General features: G+C 68.0%; 16 protein-coding genes and 2 tRNA genes. 6 read left to right on the top strand and 12 right to left on the bottom strand.

Going from position 1 to position 19,158, the window contains the following annotated elements:
• Window positions 1–67: 67 nt before the first annotated feature.
• The 4 genes from ACZYZE_RS09245 to ACZYZE_RS09230 all read right to left on the bottom strand — a co-directional run bounded on the left by ACZYZE_RS09245 (window position 68) and on the right by ACZYZE_RS09230 (window position 3,885).
• Window positions 68–1,264, bottom strand: a complete 1,197-nt coding sequence (locus tag ACZYZE_RS09245) for a glycosyltransferase (protein ID WP_463907414.1) — start codon at window positions 1,262–1,264, stop codon at window positions 68–70.
• 104 nt (window positions 1,265–1,368) lie between these two features.
• Window positions 1,369–2,274, bottom strand: coding sequence for a DMT family transporter (locus ACZYZE_RS09240; RefSeq protein ID WP_459319574.1), 906 nt, complete (start codon window positions 2,272–2,274; stop codon window positions 1,369–1,371).
• Window positions 2,274–2,903, bottom strand: coding sequence for a CDP-alcohol phosphatidyltransferase family protein (locus tag ACZYZE_RS09235; RefSeq protein WP_459319575.1), 630 nt, complete (start codon window positions 2,901–2,903; stop codon window positions 2,274–2,276). Before ACZYZE_RS09235 ends, ACZYZE_RS09240 begins: the two co-directional genes overlap by 1 nt.
• A 55-nt stretch (window positions 2,904–2,958) precedes the next feature.
• Window positions 2,959–3,885: a phage holin family protein gene (locus ACZYZE_RS09230; RefSeq protein WP_463907413.1), complete on the bottom strand. Its 927-nt coding sequence runs from the start codon at window positions 3,883–3,885 to the stop codon at window positions 2,959–2,961.
• Window positions 3,886–4,117: 232 nt separating this feature from the next.
• Here ACZYZE_RS09230 and ACZYZE_RS09225 point away from each other — a divergent pair, with 232 nt between their 5' ends.
• Window positions 4,118–5,341, top strand: a complete 1,224-nt coding sequence (locus tag ACZYZE_RS09225) for a multidrug effflux MFS transporter (RefSeq protein ID WP_459319577.1) — start codon at window positions 4,118–4,120, stop codon at window positions 5,339–5,341.
• A gap of 770 nt (window positions 5,342–6,111) precedes the next feature.
• The gene (locus ACZYZE_RS09220; protein ID WP_459319578.1) at window positions 6,112–6,519 is read left to right on the top strand and encodes a hypothetical protein; all 408 of its coding nucleotides are present in this window, start codon (window positions 6,112–6,114) and stop codon (window positions 6,517–6,519) included.
• A gap of 80 nt (window positions 6,520–6,599) precedes the next feature.
• Here the strand turns inward: ACZYZE_RS09220 and ACZYZE_RS09215 are convergent.
• The 7 genes from ACZYZE_RS09215 to ACZYZE_RS09185 all read right to left on the bottom strand — a co-directional run bounded on the left by ACZYZE_RS09215 (window position 6,600) and on the right by ACZYZE_RS09185 (window position 13,536).
• Window positions 6,600–6,672 (bottom strand) — tRNA-Asn (locus tag ACZYZE_RS09215).
• A 136-nt stretch (window positions 6,673–6,808) separates the two neighbouring features.
• Window positions 6,809–6,881, bottom strand: a tRNA-Asn gene (locus tag ACZYZE_RS09210).
• Between the two features lie 90 nt (window positions 6,882–6,971).
• A complete protein-coding gene (gene dnaG / locus ACZYZE_RS09205; protein WP_463907412.1) occupies window positions 6,972–8,918 on the bottom strand; it encodes a DNA primase in 1,947 nt (648 codons plus the stop codon).
• Window positions 8,919–9,028: 110 nt separating this feature from the next.
• Entirely contained in the window at window positions 9,029–10,318 is a 1,290-nt protein-coding gene (locus tag ACZYZE_RS09200) for a deoxyguanosinetriphosphate triphosphohydrolase (RefSeq protein ID WP_463907411.1), read from the bottom strand.
• On the bottom strand, window positions 10,311–11,489 hold the full coding sequence (dusB, locus tag ACZYZE_RS09195) for a tRNA dihydrouridine synthase DusB (RefSeq protein ID WP_463907410.1): 1,179 nt from the start codon (window positions 11,487–11,489) through the stop codon (window positions 10,311–10,313). The genes ACZYZE_RS09200 and dusB overlap by 8 nt, the downstream gene beginning before the upstream one ends.
• Before the next feature lie 65 nt (window positions 11,490–11,554).
• Entirely contained in the window at window positions 11,555–12,955 is a 1,401-nt protein-coding gene (locus ACZYZE_RS09190; RefSeq protein WP_463907409.1) for a YibE/F family protein, read from the bottom strand.
• Window positions 12,956–13,053: 98 nt separating this feature from the next.
• Complete coding sequence (locus tag ACZYZE_RS09185) at window positions 13,054–13,536, bottom strand: BBE domain-containing protein (RefSeq protein WP_463907408.1); 483 nt, start codon at window positions 13,534–13,536, stop codon at window positions 13,054–13,056.
• Window positions 13,537–14,081: 545 nt separating this feature from the next.
• On the opposite strand from ACZYZE_RS09185, the gene ACZYZE_RS09180 reads away from it, so the two are divergent.
• From ACZYZE_RS09180 to ACZYZE_RS09165, 4 genes are all read left to right on the top strand, one after another.
• The gene (locus ACZYZE_RS09180; protein WP_463907407.1) at window positions 14,082–14,840 is read left to right on the top strand and encodes an alpha/beta hydrolase; all 759 of its coding nucleotides are present in this window, start codon (window positions 14,082–14,084) and stop codon (window positions 14,838–14,840) included.
• Window positions 14,840–15,706: a DUF1295 domain-containing protein gene (locus ACZYZE_RS09175; protein WP_463907406.1), complete on the top strand. Its 867-nt coding sequence runs from the start codon at window positions 14,840–14,842 to the stop codon at window positions 15,704–15,706. The genes ACZYZE_RS09180 and ACZYZE_RS09175 overlap by 1 nt, the downstream gene beginning before the upstream one ends.
• Window positions 15,706–16,551: a lysophospholipid acyltransferase family protein gene (locus ACZYZE_RS09170; RefSeq protein ID WP_463907405.1), complete on the top strand. Its 846-nt coding sequence runs from the start codon at window positions 15,706–15,708 to the stop codon at window positions 16,549–16,551. Before ACZYZE_RS09175 ends, ACZYZE_RS09170 begins: the two co-directional genes overlap by 1 nt.
• Window positions 16,552–16,623: 72 nt before the next feature.
• Complete coding sequence (locus ACZYZE_RS09165) at window positions 16,624–18,069, top strand: short-chain fatty acid transporter (RefSeq protein WP_459319588.1); 1,446 nt, start codon at window positions 16,624–16,626, stop codon at window positions 18,067–18,069.
• Window positions 18,070–18,150: 81 nt separating this feature from the next.
• Here the strand turns inward: ACZYZE_RS09165 and ACZYZE_RS09160 are convergent, their stop codons facing one another.
• A complete protein-coding gene (locus ACZYZE_RS09160) occupies window positions 18,151–19,158 on the bottom strand; it encodes a GNAT family N-acetyltransferase (protein WP_463907404.1) in 1,008 nt (335 codons plus the stop codon).

Here is a 19,158-nt window from a genome sequence, read left to right as displayed (position 1 = left end):
ATAGTAGTCGTCCGGGACCGCCCCGGACTGCCCCGCCCGTCGGGACCGGCCCGGACGGCCCCGCCCGTCAGACCACCATGTCGTCGTAGCTGGCGCCGCGGTAGAGGTCCTCGAAGGCCCGAAGGGTGCGTTCGATACTGTGGTTCTCCACCACGCCACGGCTCGCCTTGCCCATCGCCTCCAGCTCATCCGCCGGAAGCGACAGCACACGGACCATCTTGGCCGACAGGTCGTCACTGTCGTTGGGAGTGAAGAGGTAACCGTTCTCGCCGTCGCGGACCAGGTGCGGAAGGGCCATGGCGTCCGCGAGCAGCACCGGAGTGGAGGCGGACATCGCCTCCAGCGTCACGAGCGACTGCAGTTCGGCGGTACCCGGCATGCAGAACAGGTCCGCCGCGAGGTACGCCGCGCGAAGCTCCGCGTCGCTGGCCAGACCCAGGAACGTCACCCGGTCCTGCAGACCGAGCCTGGCAACCTGGGCCTCGAGGGCCGGGCGCACTTCGCCGCCGCCGACGACTTCGAGATGGACGTCGAGGTCCTTGGGCGTCTTGGCGACGGCGTCGATCAGGACATCGATGTGCTTTTCCTCCGCCAGCCGGCCGACGAACAATACGGTGGGGCTCGCGTGGCGCTCCAGCTCCTCGCCCGGCTGGAGCTCATAGGCCGCGGCGTCGATACCGTTGGAGAGCGGGAGGACCTTGCGGAGAAAGGCGTGCTCGTGCATTGCCCTTGCCGCCAGCGGCGTGGGTGTGGTGACGACGTCGGCCTGGCCCATGACCTTGCCCATGTCCTTCCAGGAAATGCGGCCCACGATGTCCTTGAACCACTGAGGGAAGGGCAGGAAGGGGTTCAGGTTCTCGGGCATAAAGTGGTTGGTTGCAACGATCCGGATGCCGCGCTTCGCCGCCTCATACAGCACGTGCTCGCCGATCATGTAGTGACTCTGGATATGCACGACGTCGGGCTGGATCCGGTCGAACAGCAGGCTGATTTCCTTCTTGATCTCCCAGGGGAAGGTGATCCGGAAGTAGTCGTGGGTGGGAACTGAGTGCGAGCGGATCCGGTGGACGGTAGCGTCGTCACCGAACTCGCTGTAGCTCTTACCCGAGTCCGGACGGCAGGCCAGGACGTGCACATTGTGTCCGCGCGCGGTCATGCCCTTGGCGAGGCGGTAACTGAACATGGCGGCGCCGTTGATGTGGGGCGGGTACGTGTCGGCGGCAATCAGGATGGTCAGCGGGTGCTGGTTGTCGGGCATGGTCACGTGGAAAGCTCCTGGTGGTCACGGTGCGGGCAGCTGGGACATTGGTGGCCGGCCGGCCGTCGGCGCGGGCGCGCCTGGCCTTGTGCTGAAGTCTGGTGGATGCCCTAGGAAACCCGGCCCGCGGCCTTCCGCGCGTCCTTCTTGCGCTTGGTGACCTCGGGATGGTGCCTGGACAAGGCGATCACTCCCACGATAGCAAGCGAAGCGGCCGTCCCCATCGCAATCGCCGTCACGGCGTGGACGTCGGGCCGGAGCTCGCCAAGGATCGTGATCCCGATTGCGATGCCGACGATCGGGTCGATCACGGTCAGTCCGGCGATCACGAGATCCGGCGGGCCGCCGGAATATGCGCTCTGGACGAACCAGGAGCCGAGGCCGCCCGCGGCCACGATCGCGACGACCGAATACCACGGGACATTCAGCGGGCCCAGGCCGTTCGGGTCCAGCAGGTGCTTGCCGATGATGCGCGTCAGCACGGCCACGAACCCGAACAGGACACCGGCGCCGAGGATATAGACAAAGGCACTCATGCGGTGCTTGAACATCACGGCGAGCGTGCCGAAAAGGCCGACCGCCAGCGCCAGCAGCAGCACGATGGTCAGCTCGTCGGAGGAGCTGACGTGATGGTTCTCCTGGGTCACGTTCACGGCCAGCAGGACGAACAGTGCCGACCCCGTGACGCAGGCGGAAATGGCCACTACGGTGGCGCGGTTGATGCTCAGCCCCTGGTCCTTGGCGTTGACGATCGTGGTGATGACTAGGGCGATCGCCCCGATCGGCTGGACTACCGTGAGGGGTGCCATGACCAGGGCGATGGCATTCATCACCATGCCCGCGGTAAGCAGCAGCAGTCCGAAGACCCAGCGGGGGCTGCGGAGTAGCCGGAGCAGCCCGTGGGTACTCAGGGCCAGTCCGCCGGTGTCCGCCTTGACCGCGCTGCCCTGGCGCTGGGCGCCGATGGCAAGGCAAAAGGCGCCAAGAACCGCGAGGAGGACAGCGAGCCAAACCATCAGCGGGAGCCGCCGTCGTCGGCCTTGTTCTTAAGCTCTTTGCCCTTGCGGGTGATGGCCCAGAAGTAGTTGTAGCCGGCGATCCAGTGCCCCACCAGGCCGAGGCCCAGGAAGATCCAGGCGGCCACGAAGTACACGCCGGTGCCCGGGATTGGCAGTTTGGAGAGTACCAGCAGCGGTGTGCCGACGAGCAGAAGGGCCGTCCGGATCTTGCCGATCCTACTCACGGGCAGGTCGGGGTGGCTGTGGAAGTAGTACAGCGTCAGAGTCAACAGGATGGCGTCCGGGACGAGGAGCGCCGTCAGATACCACCATTCGACGACGCCGGCGATCACCAGCGTCACGGCGACCGCGATCAGCGCCATCCGATCGGCCATGGGGTCCATGATCCGGCCAAGGTTGGACATCTGGTCGAAGCGGCGGGCGATGTAGCCGTCCACCCAGTCGGTACTGCCCATGATGGCCAGCACGAGGGCGGCGTAGCCGTATTCCTGCTCCCCGAGAACGAGCCAGATGAAGAGTGGAACGCCGAGGAACCGCACCACGGTCAGGAGGTTGGGGATGGTGAAGACCGTGTCGTGGTGGATCTGAAGCTGCCCGCGCCGGGCACCAGCGCCGATGAACTTCATCCGATCCCCCTTTCCATGCCAATCAACGGTCTCTCCCCGGCGTTCAGCGGGCTTCCTAGCCCTTGAGGAGTTTGCGCAGCAGGAACACGAGGGCGGCTGTTGAGGCGGTCAGCGCGACGATCGGCTTCCAGCGTCGGCCGAGCTGTCCGGCGATGCCGGAGGCCTGCGGGGCGGCCTCGGCGGCGCTGGTCGACGTCGGCGTGGATGTGGGCTTCTGCGTCGGTTTCGACGTCGACGGTTTCCGGGATGATGACCGGAAAGCGGCGATCTTGGCGCCGAACTGTTCCTTGCCATCCCCCAGCTTCGCCTGGGTGGTAGCCAGCAGCGCCTGGGCCTGGGTCTTGACGTCGAGTTCCTGGTTGAGGTCATCCCGGACCCCCGTGAGGTGGCTGCGGCGCTGGTCCAGCCGGCGTCGCAGTTCAGGCTCGGTGGGCGGCGGGCCGAAGTCCGGCGCGGCGGCAGCCTTGGCTTCCTTCTCGGCCTTCGCCTTTGCCGCGGCCTCGGCCTTGGCTGCCTTGGCTGCCTTGTATTTCTCGGAGTTGGGATCTAGGACTGAGGGGTCGAAGGCGGAGCCTTCCTTGGCGATGCCGAGGTCGTACCTGAGGCCGCGGATCGTCTCCGCCGGAACCAGCGGCATGGCCTTCTTGAACCTGCCGACGCCCAGCAGCCCGGCGATCAAGGCGATCAGCAGGAACACGCCGCAGACGAGAAGGGCCGCCAGCCAGGCCGGCATGATCGTGGCGAGGCCCATGATGGCGGCGACGATGAGGCCGATGACAAGGAAGGAAACGAAGGCCAGTGCAATGGCGAGAAACGCGGCGGCAACGCCGACTTCGATGCCCTTGCGCTTGAGCTCGATCTTGGCGAGGGCGATCTCGTCATTGAGCTGCCGGGGAGCGAGTTTGAAGATCAGTTTCAAGGTCCCGGGCAGCGCCGAAATACGCAACCCACCGCTTGTCCCGCCGCTGTGACGTCCGCTCATCGGTCCCGCCTATCTGGTTACACCTGTGATTCCGCTTCCGCGGGCTTGACGGGTCTGCGCAGCTTCACGCACACCCCGGTGTCAAAAGTACCATTCAGGCTCCCTGCCCGGCGCGGTGGCGGGGTGTGGCGCGCCCCCTGCCGCCGGCCGGGGCGCGGCCCTGCCGCAGGCCGGGGCACGGCCCCACGGCCCGCCGGGAGCGCGGCCCCAATGGGCCCTAGGATTGACCTCTGTGAGTACACCCAGCAATCCCGGCGATTCCCTGAGCCGCCGCCGCAAGCTCCTCTACATTCTGATGCTGGGCGCCCTGACCGCCCTGGGACCCTTCACTGTGGACCTTTACCTGCCCGCATTCCCGGCCCTGGAAGAGAGCCTCGGGGTCTCCGAGGCCGCCGTGCAGCTCACGCTGACGGGCACAACGGTGGGCTTCGCGCTGGGGCAGCTCGTGGTGGGCCCGCTGAGCGACAAGTTCGGCCGGCGGTTGCCGCTGATCCTGGCCACGGCCGTGCATATCATCGCGTCCCTGGGCGCGGCCCTGTCCACGGACATCACCACGCTGGGACTGTTCCGGGTCCTCATGGGCATCGGCGCCGCGGGCGGGGGCGTGGTGGCCATGGCGATGGTCCGGGACCTGTTCAGCGGCTACGCCATGGTGCGGATGTTCTCCCGGATGGCCCTCGTGAACGGCCTCGCACCGATTCTGGCCCCCGTGATCGGTTCACAGCTGCTGCTGTTCATGCCGTGGCCGGGCATCTTCTTCTTCCTGGCCGGTTACGGGACCTGCGTCATCATCGCGGCCGTGTTCGTGGTGCGCGAGACGCTGCCCAGGGAGCTCCGCGGGAAGAGCGGGATGACCGCCCGCCAACGCTACGGGGTCCTGTTCGCGGACCGGATCTTCGTGGGCCTGCTGCTGGTGGGCGGGATGAACTTCGCCGGGCTGTTCAGCTACCTCTCCGCCTCGCCGTTCCTCTTCCAGGACGTCTACGGTTTCAGCCCCCAGCAGTACGGCCTGCTGTTCGGCGTCAACTCGCTGGGCATCGTCGCCGGTGTCCAGACCAGCGCCCGGCTCATCCGCCGGGTTCCGCCGCAGTGGATCCTGGCGTGCTCGACAGCCTGGATGTTCCTCATGGCCGTGCTGATCGTGATCTTGGACCAGCTGGGCTTCGGCCTGTGGGGCGTGATGGTGCCGCTCTGGTTCTACATCCTCGGCGCCGGCTTTACGTTCCCCTGTGTCCAGGTGCTGGCGCTGGCCAAGCACGGCGCCCAGGCGGGCACCGCGGCCTCCCTGCTCGGCGCGGCCACGTTCATGATGGCGGGCTTGGTTTCGCCTGTGGTCGGCTGGCTCGGCGTCAGCTCCGCCACCCCGATGGGCTCAGTCCAGGCCGTCTGCATTTTCCTGGGCGCAGCCGCCCTCTGGCTCGTTGTGAGGCCGCGCACGGTGCCGGCCATCGGCTAGGACCCTTCCCAGCACCCTCCGCCGCCCACTCCCTCCCAGCGCCCACACCCTTCCAGCGCCTACTCCCTCCCAGCGCCCAGACCCTCCCAGCTGGACATGCCCATTTTTCGCGGCTGCAAGAGGGCACAGTGGGTTTGTGTCCATCCGCAAACCCGAGCGAGGGGCATGCCCGACGGCGGGAAGAGCGCACAGGCCGCCCGGCCGCTCCCCGGGAGGACATGCCCATTTTTCGTGGCCGCGAGTGAACACAGTGGCATTATGTCCATGCGCCCACCCAAGCGAGGGGCATGCCCGACGGCAGGAGGAGCGCACTGCTATAACCGGCTCGACCTCGCCAACGCTCAGGTCGAGGCCGTCAGCCCGTGGCGTTTCTGGCTTGCTGCGCCCCGGGTCGCGCCTGCGCTCCTTCCCAGTTGCTCGTCGCCAGGTGCTCAGCGGCCCCTGTGAAGCCCGGAATCCCGGGGGCTGCCAGGGAAGTCCCCAAAGCAACTGGGAGGGAGCGTCACGGCGTCTCAGCGCGGGGCGTCTCCGGCGGTGCGAAGGGGAATCGGGCAACTCCTCCGGGAGGACATGTCCAGCCGTCGCGGCCAGGAACGCGCATATTGGGACTATGCCCACTCGCCCACCCCAGCGCGGGGCATGTCCGGTGGAGGTATGCGCGTCCCGCGGGGCATGTCCCGTGGCGGTATGCGCGTCTCGTGGCGGTGTAGGGGTCCGATGCCTGTCTTCCGGCCCTGTTCCCGGTCCGCGGCGGGCGATAAAGTTGTAGTGTGCCCGATTGGCAGGACCCTCCGCCCCTACCGGCCACGTGGCAGCGGTGCGACGCCGGTATTCTGCCTCTGTGGTGGGATCGACTGTGCAGCCAGACCAGCTCCCAGTCGGCGGCCCTCTTCGCCGGCGGGCTGTTCACCGAAGACCGGCGGCGCCCGATCGCCCAGTGGTACAACCCGGCCTACGACTCCGCCCTGCTGGTTGCCCCCGAGACTTCCCCGGAATGGCCCGTGCAGCGCTTCGGCATCTACTACGCCCCGCCCGGCGGCGGCTTCACCCAGGTCCATTCGGCGCCGCATGAGTGGCATCCGCGCGAACCTAGGCAGTCCCCCACCGAGCATGAGGCCTTCGAGGCCGCCGTGGCCGAGGCGGAGCGCTTCCTGCAGGTCGAGATGTACTTCGTCTGAGGCACCCCGCGGCACCCCACCGGTCCCCGGGCACAAAAAAGTCCCGCAGCCGGTTTTTCACCGGCCACGGGACTTGTCCGCTCCTCCTGCTGGACTTGAACCAGCAACCCTTCGATTAACAGTCGAATGCTCTGCCAATTGAGCTAAGGAGGAATGAAGCAGGTACGACATTAGCAAAGGAATTGCCGCTTTGGAAATCGACCGCTTGCCCTGCCCGCAGAACACTGCAAATACCCCATCCGGGTATAAAAAAGTCCCCGTCCCGGTGACCCGGGACGGGGACTGCGCGCTCCTCCTGCTGGACTTGAACCAGCAACCCTTCGATTAACAGTCGAATGCTCTGCCAATTGAGCTAAGGAGGAATGAAGCGGATACAAGCCTAGCAAACACCTTGCCGGGAAGTGAAATTTCCCCCAGACGGGACAACCAGACGGGACAACAGGACGGGACCCTCAGGCCTCCGAGCGCAACGACCGCCGCTGCATCTCCAGCTGCATGAGCTCACGGTTGAGCCGCTGGAATTCCTCCGGATCCGCCGAGGCATCAAGGCGCTGCAGCTGGCCCATCTTCTCCGCCTTGACCCGGGTGATCTGCAGCTCGAACAGGCGCGCCAGAATGTCCCTGCAATACCGCAGCACCCCGTCGGCGGTACTGGCCGGCAGCGGGACAACGGAAAGCTCGGACACCAGCGGCCGCAGCGGTTCGGGAACCTCCTGGAGCAGCGCCTCCACCCAGCGCCCCGGATCCCCGGTAAAGGCCAGCCCGGTGGCCCGGATGGCCTCGTGGATGGCAAGGTAGGCGGGCGTCGAGAATCGGGCCTCGGAGAAGCGCTGCCAGGTCTCGCCTTCCAGCATCGAGGGCTCCTGCAGGGCGACCTCGAGCGACTGGCGCTCCATCGCAGCAACCGGGTCGCGGGGGTCCGGCCGGGTGAAGGACGGCAGAACGGCCGACGGCGGCAGTGGCGCCACGCCCGGCGCGGACCGCGCCGAAGACCCCCCGCCGGCTCCCGGAGCATACCCGGAGCCCTGTCCCCCGCGCCCCGGTGCGGAGCCCCCGGACGGCCCCTGGGCGGCACGCTTGGCCGCGGCGCCCACTGCGCGGCTGACTTCCTCGACCGGCATACCCAGCCAGCCGGACAGTTCGCGGGCGTAGGCGGGGCGGATGCCGGCGTCGCGGATTTGGGCCACCACCGGGGCGGATTCGCGCAGCGCGGCGATCCTGCCCTCGACCGTGTCCAGGTTGTGGCGTTTCAGGGCGGCACGGATGGCAAATTCGAACAGCGGACGCCGGGTGCCGATGAGGTCGCGGACGGCGTCGTCGCCCTTGGTCTGGCGCAGCTCGCAGGGGTCGGCGCCGTTAGGTTCTACTGCCACATAGGTCTGCGCGACGAACCGCTGGTCCTCCTCGAAGGCCCGCAACGCGGCCTTCTGGCCCGCGGCGTCGCCGTCGAAGGTGAAGATGACCTCGCCGCCGCTGCCGTCGTCGGAGAGAAGTCGGCGGGCGATCTTGATGTGCTCGGTGCCGAAGGCAGTACCGCAGGTGGCCACCGCCGTCGTGATCCCGGCAAGGTGGCAGGCCATCACGTCGGTGTAGCCCTCCACGACGACGAGCTGGCGTTCCCTGGCGATGTTCCGCTTGGCGAGGTCGATCCCGTAGAGGACCTGCGACTTCTTGTAGAGCGCAGTCTCGGGGGTGTTCAGGTATTTGGGGCCCTGGTCGTCCTCGTAGAGCTTGCGGGCGCCGAAGCCGATGGTGTCCCCGGCAATGTCACGGATCGGCCAGATTAGCCGGCCGCGGAACCGGTCGTAGATCCCCCGGCCGCCTTCGGAGAACATCCCCGTGAGCTTGAGTTCGGGGTCGGTGTAGCCCCGCCCCCGGAGGTGCTTGAGCAGCGAGTCCCACCCCTGCGGGGCGTAGCCGACACCGAATTGCTCGGCCGCCGCGCGGTCGAAACCGCGCTCGTGCAGGAAGTTGCGGCCCTCGGTGGCACCGGGGCTCAGGAGCTGGGCGCGGAAGAATTCGTCCGCGACCTTGTGCGCGTCGAGCAGCCGCTGCCGGCGGCCGATGTCCTCGCGGTTGGGGCCGGAGCCGCCGTCCTCGTAACGGAGCTCGAAGCCGATCCGCGAGGCCAGTTTCTCCACGGCTTCATGGAACGAGGTGTGGTCCAGTTTCTGCACGAAGGAGATGGCGTCGCCGTCCTCGCCGCAACCGAAGCAGTGGTATCTGCCCACCTGGGGACGGACGGTGAACGAGGGCGAACGCTCGTCATGGAAGGGGCACAGGCCTTTGAAGGAGCCCAGCCCCGCTCCCTTGAGGGTCACGTAGCCGTCGATGACTTCCTTGATGTCCGTACGCTGGCGTACTTCGTCGATATCTTCGCGTTTGATCAGGCCGGCCACAGTGCCATCCTAGTCCCGTGCACGGGAGGCAACCGGCCGCGGCCGGAACGACAGTGCGACTCCGGGGGCGCCAAGGCGGGCAAGGTCACCGGCAACGTCACCGGGCTCCGTCACCACAGCGACGGCAGGCTGCCAACGAGCCGCTCATACATGGCCAGTGCGGAACCGTCGGTCAGCGAGGCGACCTGGTCGATCACGACGCGCAGCCGCGCGCCGTCGTCCCCAGCGTCGCGCCAGTCGGCGGCGAACATCGGCTCCAGATGCCGGTCCCCCGTGGCGCTCAGCGCGGTGACGAGGGCATGGAGGACCTCGCGCTGGCGTTCGTAGATGGGCTGCCGGTGCTCGGTGGTCATCACGAAGGTGGTGGCCAGGCCCTTCATCACGGCGATTTCCATCACGGTCTCGTCCGGGACGATCAGCTCGGCGTTGTAGCGGGTGAGGTTCTCCGGACCGTAGACGGCCCGGGTGGTTTCCAGCGCGCGCTGGCAGAACCGGCCGATGAGTTGGCTGGTCATGTCCTTGAGCGCGGCCATGGACTTCCGGCTGCCGTCGGCCTCGCGGACCCAGACGCTCGTAGCCTCGAGCCGGGCCAGCGCCGCGTCGATCGCGGCCGGATCGTTGTGCGGAAGGTACCACTGCCTGGCGTAGCCGACGACGCGGGCACGGTGGTCCGGGTTGTCCATCCAGCGCAGCTGGAAGTGGCCCGCAACAATCGCGTCCTCGACGTCGTGCACGGAGTAGGAGATGTCGTCGGCGAGGTCCATGACCTGGGCCTCGAGGCAGGAGCGCCGCTCCGGGGCCTCCTCGCGGATCCAGTCGAAGATGGGCAGGTCGTCCTCGTAGGCGCCGAATTTGCTGGTCCGCTGGCCGTGGATGATGGGGGCGTTCGCGGCCGACCACGGGTACTTGGCGGCTGCATCGAGACTGGCGCGGGTCAGGTTCAGCCCGGCGGGGCGGCCGTCCGGGGCAAGGACCTTGGGCTCCAGCCTGGTCAGCAGGCGCAGGGTCTGGGCATTGCCCTCAAAGCCGCCGATGGCATGCGCGACCTCGTTCAGGGCCGACTCGCCGTTGTGTCCGAAGGGCGGGTGGCCAAGATCATGGCTCAGGCAGGCTGTGTCCACGACATCGGGGTCGCAGCCCAGGGCACGGCCCAGTTCCCGGCCCACCTGTGCCACTTCGAGGCTGTGGGTCAGGCGCGTGCGAACAAAGTCATCGGTGTCCGGCGCCACCACCTGCGTCTTGGCACCGAGCCGGCGCAGCGCCGAGGAGTGCAGGACCCGGGCGCGGTCGCGTTCGAAGTCCGAGCGGTAGGTGGTCTTGGGCGGTTCCTCCACCCAGCGGGCGGAGTCGCGGGCGTCGTAGCCGTCCAGGACGGGGGCGGTTGTCCTGGTTTCAGCCACCGGAAACGTCCAGTTCGGCGAAAGCAATGTCACGCGACTGTGCGGCGTCCATGGTGCGGTCCAGGAGCCAGTCTTTGGGCAGGGCGGGTTTCTTGGGCGAGCCCGCGCGTCCGCGGGGGCCTTCGGCGTCGGCTCCGGGGTACGGGGAATCAAGGTCCAGTTGGTCCAGCGTCCCGCGGAGCACCTCGAGGCTCGTCACCATCGCCAGCTTGGTCCGCAGTTCGCTGCCAACAACGTAGCCCTTGAAGTACCAGGCCATGTGCTTGCGGATCTCGCGGAGCGCCTTCCCCTCGTCACCGAAGGTTTCCACCATAAGTTCGGCGTGGCGGTAAACGCTTTCGGCCACCTGGCGCAAGTCCGGCTTGTGGCGGACGTCGCTGCCTTCGAAGGCCGCCATCAGGTCGCCGAACAGCCACGGCCGTCCTTGGCAGCCGCGGCCCACGACGACGCCGTCGACGCCGGTTTCGCGGACCATGCGGATCGCGTCCTCGGCGGACCAGATGTCACCGTTGCCGAGCACCGGAATGTCCGGCAGCGCCTCGCGCAGCCGGGCAATCGCTGACCAGTCGGCCTGTCCGGAGTAGAACTGCGCGGCGGTGCGGCCGTGGAGCGCGACGGCGGCCACGCCGGAATCGCGGGCGATCCGGCCGGCGTCGAGGTACGTCAGGTGGTCCTCGTCGATGCCCTTCCGCATCTTGATGGTGAGCGGGATGTTGCCCCTCGAGGCCTCTTTCACCGCCGTCTGGACGATCGAGGTGAACAGGTCGATCTTCCACGGCAAGGCCGAACCGCCGCCGCGGCGGGTCACCTTGGGCACGGGGCAGCCGAAGTTGAGGTCGATATGGTCCGCGCGGTCTTCCTCGACGAGCATCCGGACGGCCTGGCCGACTGTCGCGGGGTCCACGCCGTAGAGCTGGACGGAGCGGACCTTCTCGTCGTCGTCGTGCGAAATGATGCGCAGCGATTCCGGTGTGCGCTCCACGAGGGCGCGCGAGGTGACCATCTCGGCGACGTACAGGCCGCCGCCGTATTCACGGCAGAGCCTGCGGAAGGCGGAGTTCGTTATTCCCGCCATGGGAGCCAGAATCACGGGGGTGTCCACCGTGATGGGGCCGAGCTTCAGGGGCGGGAGCTCCAGCGTGGGGGCGGGAGGCGTTGCTACAACAGTCACCCGTCCATTGTCTCAAAGCCGGGCAAATCGGCCGGACCCACGCCTGGCTATGTGGATAGTGCGCCTCAGCCGGGCGCGGCGGCACGGCGGCCGCGGCGGCCGGCTGCCCCGGCGTCGTCACCGGCGTCGCCGCCGGCATTGTCACCGACGTCACCGGCGTCGCCAGCGTCAGCCTCACTGTGGGCTCGGTCACCGGCGTTCATCGCGCCGGTGCCCTTGAGCCCGGTGGCTTTCACCACGAGTACCGCGATCAGCGTGGTGACCGGGATCGCCAGGACCAGCCCGACGGAACCGACCAGGGTGCGGATGACTTCCTCGGAGAGTTCGGCGCTGGTGAGGGCATCGCCGAGGGGCCGCTCATAGAGCATCACGATGATCAGGATGGGCAGGGCCGCCCCGGCGTAGGCGAAGGCGATGGTGTAGACGGTTGAGGCGATGTGGTCCCGGCCGATCCTCATGGCCGAGGTGAACAGCTGGCGGGCAGATGTTTCCGGGGCCAGTTCCCACAGCTCCCAGACGGCCGAGGACTGGGTGATGGTGACGTCGTTCAGGACGCCCAGGCCGGAAATGATGAGCCCGCAAAGGATGATGCCGGAGATAGAGATGTTGTCCGAGATGTTTGCGAGGGTGGCGGAATCGTGGCTGCCGACGCCGGCGAGGTTGGCGGCGTCGGTGGCCCACGCCGCCAGCAGTGCGGTGATGCCGAGCCCGAACATGGTGCCAAGCAGCGCCGTCGAGGTCCGGGCCGAGAAGCCGTGGGCGAAGTACAGGACCCCGATCATGATCACCGTGGACCCCACCAGCGCCAGCAGCAGCGGCGGCTTGCCCTCCACCAGCCCGGGCAGCATAAAGGTGACCAGCACGGCGTAGGCCCCGAGGAGCCCGATCAGGGCACGCAGTCCGCGCCAGCGTGCCACCGCGATCACGACGACGGCGTACAGCACCGCCAGGAAGATGATCGGCAGGGTCCGGACAAAGTCCACGAACACATAGGCGGGGGCACCCTGGGCCTCGGCTGCGCCCTGGGCTTTGGACAGGTTGAGGTAGCGGATGATGTCGCCGGCCTTGACCCCGTGGGACTTGGCGACGTCGGGGTTGATGACCACCTTGACGGGGCTGCCGCCCTTGTCCGGCTCGGTGAAGGCGAAAGTGCACTCCGAGCCCTGGTGCGCGGCCTGGCCAGAGGCGTCGCCGCCGGCCTGGGCACCGTCCATGCAGCTGCCGGTGACGACGCGCTGGATCTTTCCGGTGTCGAAGGTGACGCCGGGCGCCGCCGCATAGGGGCTGGCCAGCTTGATGCCCTCCTTGCTGCCCGAGGGCCACATCATCACCATCGCCGCGAGCGTCAGCAGGGTCAGCGGGATCAGGATGGCGGCCAGGATCCAGTTGGCCTTTGTCCGGGCGGCGAGCGCCTGCGGCGTCGGCACGGCATGTTCCGTGGGGCCATGTGAATGTCCGGCGCCCATCAGCAGTTGAACCTCATGCCGGAAACTTTACGGCGTTTCCGGCGCCTCCCCGGACGGATGACGCCCCGGTTGCCGGGGACGCACGGCGCGCCGGACAGTTACGCGGGCGTGATGTTCTGGTTGATCCGGAAGAGGTTTTGCGGATCGTGCTTGGCCTTGATTTCGCGCAGCCGGCCGTAGTTCGGCCCGTAGTTTTCCGCAACCCGGGGCAGATCATCGCCGTCCATGAAGTTGATGTAGCCGCCGGGGGCGGAGAACGGGCGCAGCGCCGCCGCATATTCCCTGGCCCAGGCCACGTTCGTTGCACTGTCGGCGGGGTTCTCCCAGACAGCGGCAATCACCGGGGCGAACTTCACGTTCCGGTTGGCGAACGCCGTGTCCGTCGCCCCCACCCGCTGCACCGCTCCGTCGATGGGGTAGAGATGCACGGCGGTCTGCACCGTGGGAATCGTGGCCCCGTAGCGGATATGCGCGTCGATGGCGTCGTCGCTGAGCTCCGCGAGGAAATCCGCCTTCCAGTAGCTCCGGATTCCCTTGGGCTGCAGGGCATCGAACGCCTGGTTCAGGGCCGGATAGGGCATCGGCCCCACCAGGGAACCGGCCACCGGCGCGACGTCGAGGTACGGATCGACCCGGACCCCGGAGGTGTTGACAAAGTCGATGACGAGGGCAGCGTCCCAGGTTCCAAAGCCCGGCGCACTGTGGCCACCGCCGCCGGCCTCCTGTTGATCATGCTGTTGTGGACCGCGCTGACCGCGTCGTATCCGGCGTCGACAGGCGTGATGAGCTGCCCGCGGGACTGTTCCCGCAGACCATCAACAACTGTTCCGTTCATTTTGTGTACCGTCTCATTTTCCGCAGCGGGGACTTCGAAATGAGACCCGACCCGGGCGGCGATCAGCGCTCCCAGCCGGCATGGGGTCCGGAGGCTTACGGGCTCAGGCCGACTCCTACCGCAATGCCCGGTCAAGAGGCCCCGCGGGACCTGCCCGGGGCAACGTTCCAATCCCCCGGGGCCCCGGCTCCGAATGTCCTATGGGAATGACATGAGGGACTGCCGGCCGGGAACGCCGCCAGGCAACCTATGGTTGTTAATTGAGGGACGAACTACCTGGAGGACACCGGCGTGGCCATACGTATACTGGACGACCGCGAGCATGAGCTGATCGGCACAGCGCCGGCGGCCAAGGCCGTGCTGAGCATTGCCGAGGCGGCCGGGGAACCCCGGGCAGTCGCCCTGGTGCTGCATGGCGGCCGATCGGAAAGCTACGAGTCTGTCAGCCCCCGGCACCTGAGCCCGGCCCGGATGCTGCCCTTCGCCTCGGCGCTCCGCTCGCAGGGTGGCCCGCACGGGCTGGCCGTCTGGACACTCCGGAACCGCTACCGGGGCTGGAACGGGAAGGACATGTCCCCCGTTCAGGACGCCCGCTGGGCCCTGTCCCACATCAGCCGCGAGCACCCGGGCGTGCCCGTCTTTTTGCTGGGCCACTCGATGGGCGGGCTGACAGCGCTCTGCGTCGCTGATGATCCCCAGGTGGAAGCCGTGGTGGCGCTCGCACCATGGCTGAACCATGAGACGCCGGTGAAACCCGTTGCCGGCCGCAGGATCCTGATCGTTCACGGCACCAAGGACCGCTGGACCAGCCCTGCCAACTCGCTGGCCTTCGCCCGCCGGGCAGACGGCGTCGCGGAATCCGTGGACTATGTGTCCATCAAGGGCGCAGGGCACTTCATGTTCCGCCGGGTGGGTCTCTGGAACTCGCTCGCCAACGGCTTCATCCTGGATGCCTTCGCCGGCCGCGCGGGCAGCGAACTGCCGGGCAGCACGGACGCGTTCCGCACGCTTCTCCCCGCCCCCGGCGGCAGCCTCCCGGTGGAGCTCTGATGCCCGCCTTCGCACTCAGTGTCTTCCCGTTGGGGGCTTTCCTGGGCAGCCTCCCCTGGGTGGCTGCAGGGCTCGTGGCTCTGCTCGCGCTGACCTTCGCCATCGCCGTCCGCCAGAACCGCCATTCGGTCATCGACACCGTCTGGGGTCTTGGCTTCGTCGTCGTCGGCGCTGTCTCGTGGCTGCTCTCCGCCGGCCACGGCGACGGCGGCCGCCGCCTCCTGCTCCTGGCGCTCGTGGCGGTCTGGGGCATCCGGCTGGCCGTCCACATCGGCCTCCGCGCCCGCGGCGGCCACGAGGATCCCCGGTATGTGGACATGCTCTCCGGTGCCCCCGGTTCCCGCAACGTTTATGCGCTGCGCCGCGTGTACCTCCCCCAATCCGTGGTTCTGTTCTTCGTCTCACTCACCGTTCAGGTGGGCATGTTCAGCACCGGGAGCCTCGGCTGGCTGGCGCTGGCGGGCGTCCTGCTCTGGATCCTGGGCTTCGTCTTCGAGACCGTGGGCGACTGGCAGCTGGCTCAGTTCAAGGACGATCCGGCCAAGCGCGGCACGGTACTCAACACCGGCCTCTGGCGCTACACCCGGCACCCGAACTACTTCGGAGACGCGGCCGTCTGGGCCGGACTCTTCCTCGTCGCCGCCGACTCCTGGCCCGGGGTGCTGACCATCCTCTCCCCCGCGCTGATGATCTGGACGCTGGCGGGCAAGACCGGCAAGCCGCTGACCGAGAAGGCGATGTCCGCCCGTCCCGGCTACAAGGAATACATCGAGTCCACCTCCGGCTTCCTGCCGTGGCCGCCCCGTAAGCCCCGCCGGACAAACCGGACAAACGGGACAAGCGGGCCCCGGACAAGCGGACACTGATGGCGTGGCGGCCCAAGCCCAACGACCGCTTCTACCGCACTATCGTCCGCGCGGGCCTGGCGCTGCGGTGGCTGTTCCGGATCCGCGTCATCATCACGGGACGGGAGCACCTCCCGGTGCCGGAGGCACCCGCCGTTTCCACCGGGGGGACCTCCCGGCGCGTCACGCCGGGCCGGGGCGCCGTCGTCGCGATCACGCACTTCGGGTACCTCGACTTTGCCTTCGCCGAACTGCTGCTGTGGTGGAGCAGCAAGGCCCAGATGCGCTTCCTGATCACCCAGGGGGCGGCCGACCACTGGTTCGCCGGCCCCGCCATCAGCGCCGCCGGGCACATCGTCGTCGGGTATGAAACCGGCTCCCACGCCTTCGACGCCGCTGTGCAGAAACTGCGCGACGGCGAGTATGTCGCCGTCCTGCCCGAGGCGGGCGTCAGCCGCAGCTTCAAGGTGCGCGAGTGCAAGTCCGGCGCCGTCCGGATGGCCGCGGAGGCCGGCGTGCCGATCATCCCCGTCTCGGTCTGGGGATCCCACCGCCTGATGACGCGCCGGCCATTTACCCGCCGCAGCGGTTTTTCCCCCGGCCGGGCGTGGCGCGCACCGGTCCGGGTCCATGTCGGCGAGCCGCTGGTCGTGGCCGCGTCAGACGACGTCCAGGCAGCCACCGCACGGCTGCGCGGTGCCCTGCAGGCCGGGATCGACGCCGGCATCGCGGACTTCCCGCTGACAGCGGCCCCCGGCGCCTGGTGGATGCCGGCGGACCTTGGCGGCGGCGCACCCAGCGAGGAGGAACGGCGGCGGCTGGATGACGCCGAGGGCCCGCGGCGCGCAGGCGGCCGCCGCCGATAAGCCGGATTCGCGCCAATGACTGGCTAAACTCCATCGGGTACAAATTCGCACTCAATGGAGAGGTACTCCTCTGTGGCAAACACAGTCCTGACGAAAAGCGGAATCGAAGAACGCGGTCTCGCCCGAATAGCCCAAAGGATGGCGGCGTGGACCGAGAAGTGGTTCCCGGATGCCTACATCTTCGCCCTGGCCGGCGTCGTCATCATCGCCGTTGCCGCCCTGGCTATCGGCGCCTCACCCCAGTCGGTCGCCGATTCCTTCGGCAACGGCTTCTGGGACCTGACCGCCTTCACCCTGCAGATGGCCATGGTGGTCCTCACCGGCTACGTCGTGGCGACTTCCCCGCCCGTGGCCAGGCTCATCAACCGCCTCGCCCTGATCCCGGCCACTGCCCGCACTGCGGTGAGCTTCGTGGCGCTGATGTCCATGTCGGTGTCCTTCCTCAACTGGGGCCTCAGCCTCATCTTCGGCGGCCTGCTGGCGCGTGCCATTGCCCGCCGCAAGGACCTGACCGTGGACTACCGCGCGCTCGGCGCGGCCGCGTTTATGGGCCTCGGCGCCGTCTGGGCGCTTGGGCTGTCCTCCTCCGCCGCCCAGCTGCAGGCCACCGCCGCTTCGCTGCCGCCGGCCCTGCTGAAGATCACGGGCATCCTGGACTTCGGCACCACGATCTTTACCTGGCAGTCGTTGCTCACCCTGGCCATCCTGATGGCCCTCACCACCGTGATCGCGCACTTCTCGGCACCGCAGGGCGGCGCCATCCGCACTGCCGAGGTTCTCGGCGTCGACCTCAACGACGAACCGAGCGAGCCGGAGCCGCGCTCCCGCCCGGGCGAATGGCTCGAATACAGCATGATCCTGCCCATTCTGGCCGGCATCCTGACGCTCGGCTGGCTGGTCTCGCAGTTCCTGACTAAGCCCTTCCTCACCGTGGTGAGCAGCCTCAACGGCTATCTGCTGGTCTTCCTGATCCTGGGCCTGGTGCTGCACGGCACCCCGCGGAATTTCCTGCAGGCCGTCACCAAGGCCGTCCCGGCCACGGCCGGCATCCTGGTCCAGTTCCCGCTCTACGCCGCGATGGCCGCGATCCTGACCAGGGCCACCGGCCACGGCGGCATGACCATCTCCGCGCACCTGGCCGAATTCTTCACGGACATCGGCAGCGGCGGCGGATTCGCCGTCGTGATTGCGCTATACACCGCTCTGCTGGGCCTGCTGGTCCCCTCCGGCGGCGGCAAATGGCTCGTGGAGGCGCCGTATGTGATGCAGTCCGCCACCGATGTGCAGATGAACCTTGGCTGGACCGTGCAGATCTACAACATCGCCGAGGCCCTGCCGAACCTGATCAACCCGTTCTTTATGCTGCCGCTGCTCGCGGTGCTGAAGCTGCGGGCCCGGGACCTGGTGGGCTTCACGTTCCTGCAGTTTGTGTTCCACCTGCCGGTGGTGCTGCTGCTGGTCTGGCTGCTGGGGATGACGTTCGACTTCGTCCCGCCGGTGATGCCGCCGGGCAAATAGCCACCAACGAAAACTGACCCGCAGCTGCAGCCGTTATGACGCTTCATAACGGCCGCAACTGCGGGCCAGTTGGGTTAACGGCTAGGCCGGGTCGGAAACCACCAGGGTCTCGGCACCCTGGAGACGGGCATTGCCGCTTTCCAGCAGGGGCTCGACGACGGCACCCAGCGCCGTCATCGAATCGTCCAGTTCCAGCAGCACGGGGTGCTGGAACGCGATGAGCGACAGCAGGTCACGGACGGCGGCCTGGGCCTGCTCCGGGAGAAGCTGCGGCTCGTGCCCCACAAAAACATCGGTAGGCTGGCCGGATTTGGCGCCCTCGCCGCCGCCGGCGTTCTCCCCGCCGGGGACAAACGCCGCGTAGCTGATCGCGAAGGCCTCGAGCCGGCCCTTTTTGCTGGCCGGCACGCCCGGGCCGAACGCGCTGGCCTTCGGCGCGCGCAGCACGATCGCACCGTGGGCCCCGCTGAGTTCGTCCAGGAACAGCCGCTGGACCGTGGCGATGCTGAGGTCCCCGGGGCTGTCCCAGCCGTGCACGGCCGTGTAGTACCGGCCCACGACGTCGCTGAGCTCTACGGAACCGGTGGCGAGGTCTTCGATCTGCTCGGAGGCGGCAGCCTCGGAGCCGTCGCCGAAGACCGGCAGCTTGAGCGCGCCGGGGTCGACGACGACGAGCCGGGACCGCTGGATCGGGGCCAGGCCGGCCGCCCCGGCGAAGGCCGCGCCGGGGGTGTCCGGCTCCACCTTGGTCCGGAGCCGGGTAACGCCCGACGGCGATTGTGCGGCCTCGTGCCGGAGCATGGTCAGCAGGGTGGACCCGACGCCGGTGCGGCGGTGGTGCCGGTCCACCTCGATGTAGGCCCAGAGCCGTTCCGGGTGCAGGGAGGCCTCGTGGACCACACCCGCCGCGACCGGGACGGCCACACCGTCGACGACGTCCTCGGCCACGATGCAGCGGCGCCACGGTGAATTGCCCGAGGGTGCCAGGGTGCCGCGGAACTGCCCGGCCTGGACCGTTTCCGGGCCGCCCCACATTTCCAGCAGGGCAAGGTCGTCGCCGTCGCGCCATTCACGGTATACGATCGCCAT

The sequence above is a fragment of the Pseudarthrobacter woesei genome (genome assembly GCF_055412745.1).
Note: the sequence above shows the minus strand (reverse complement) of the source record. Positions and strands in the feature narration are given on the sequence as shown.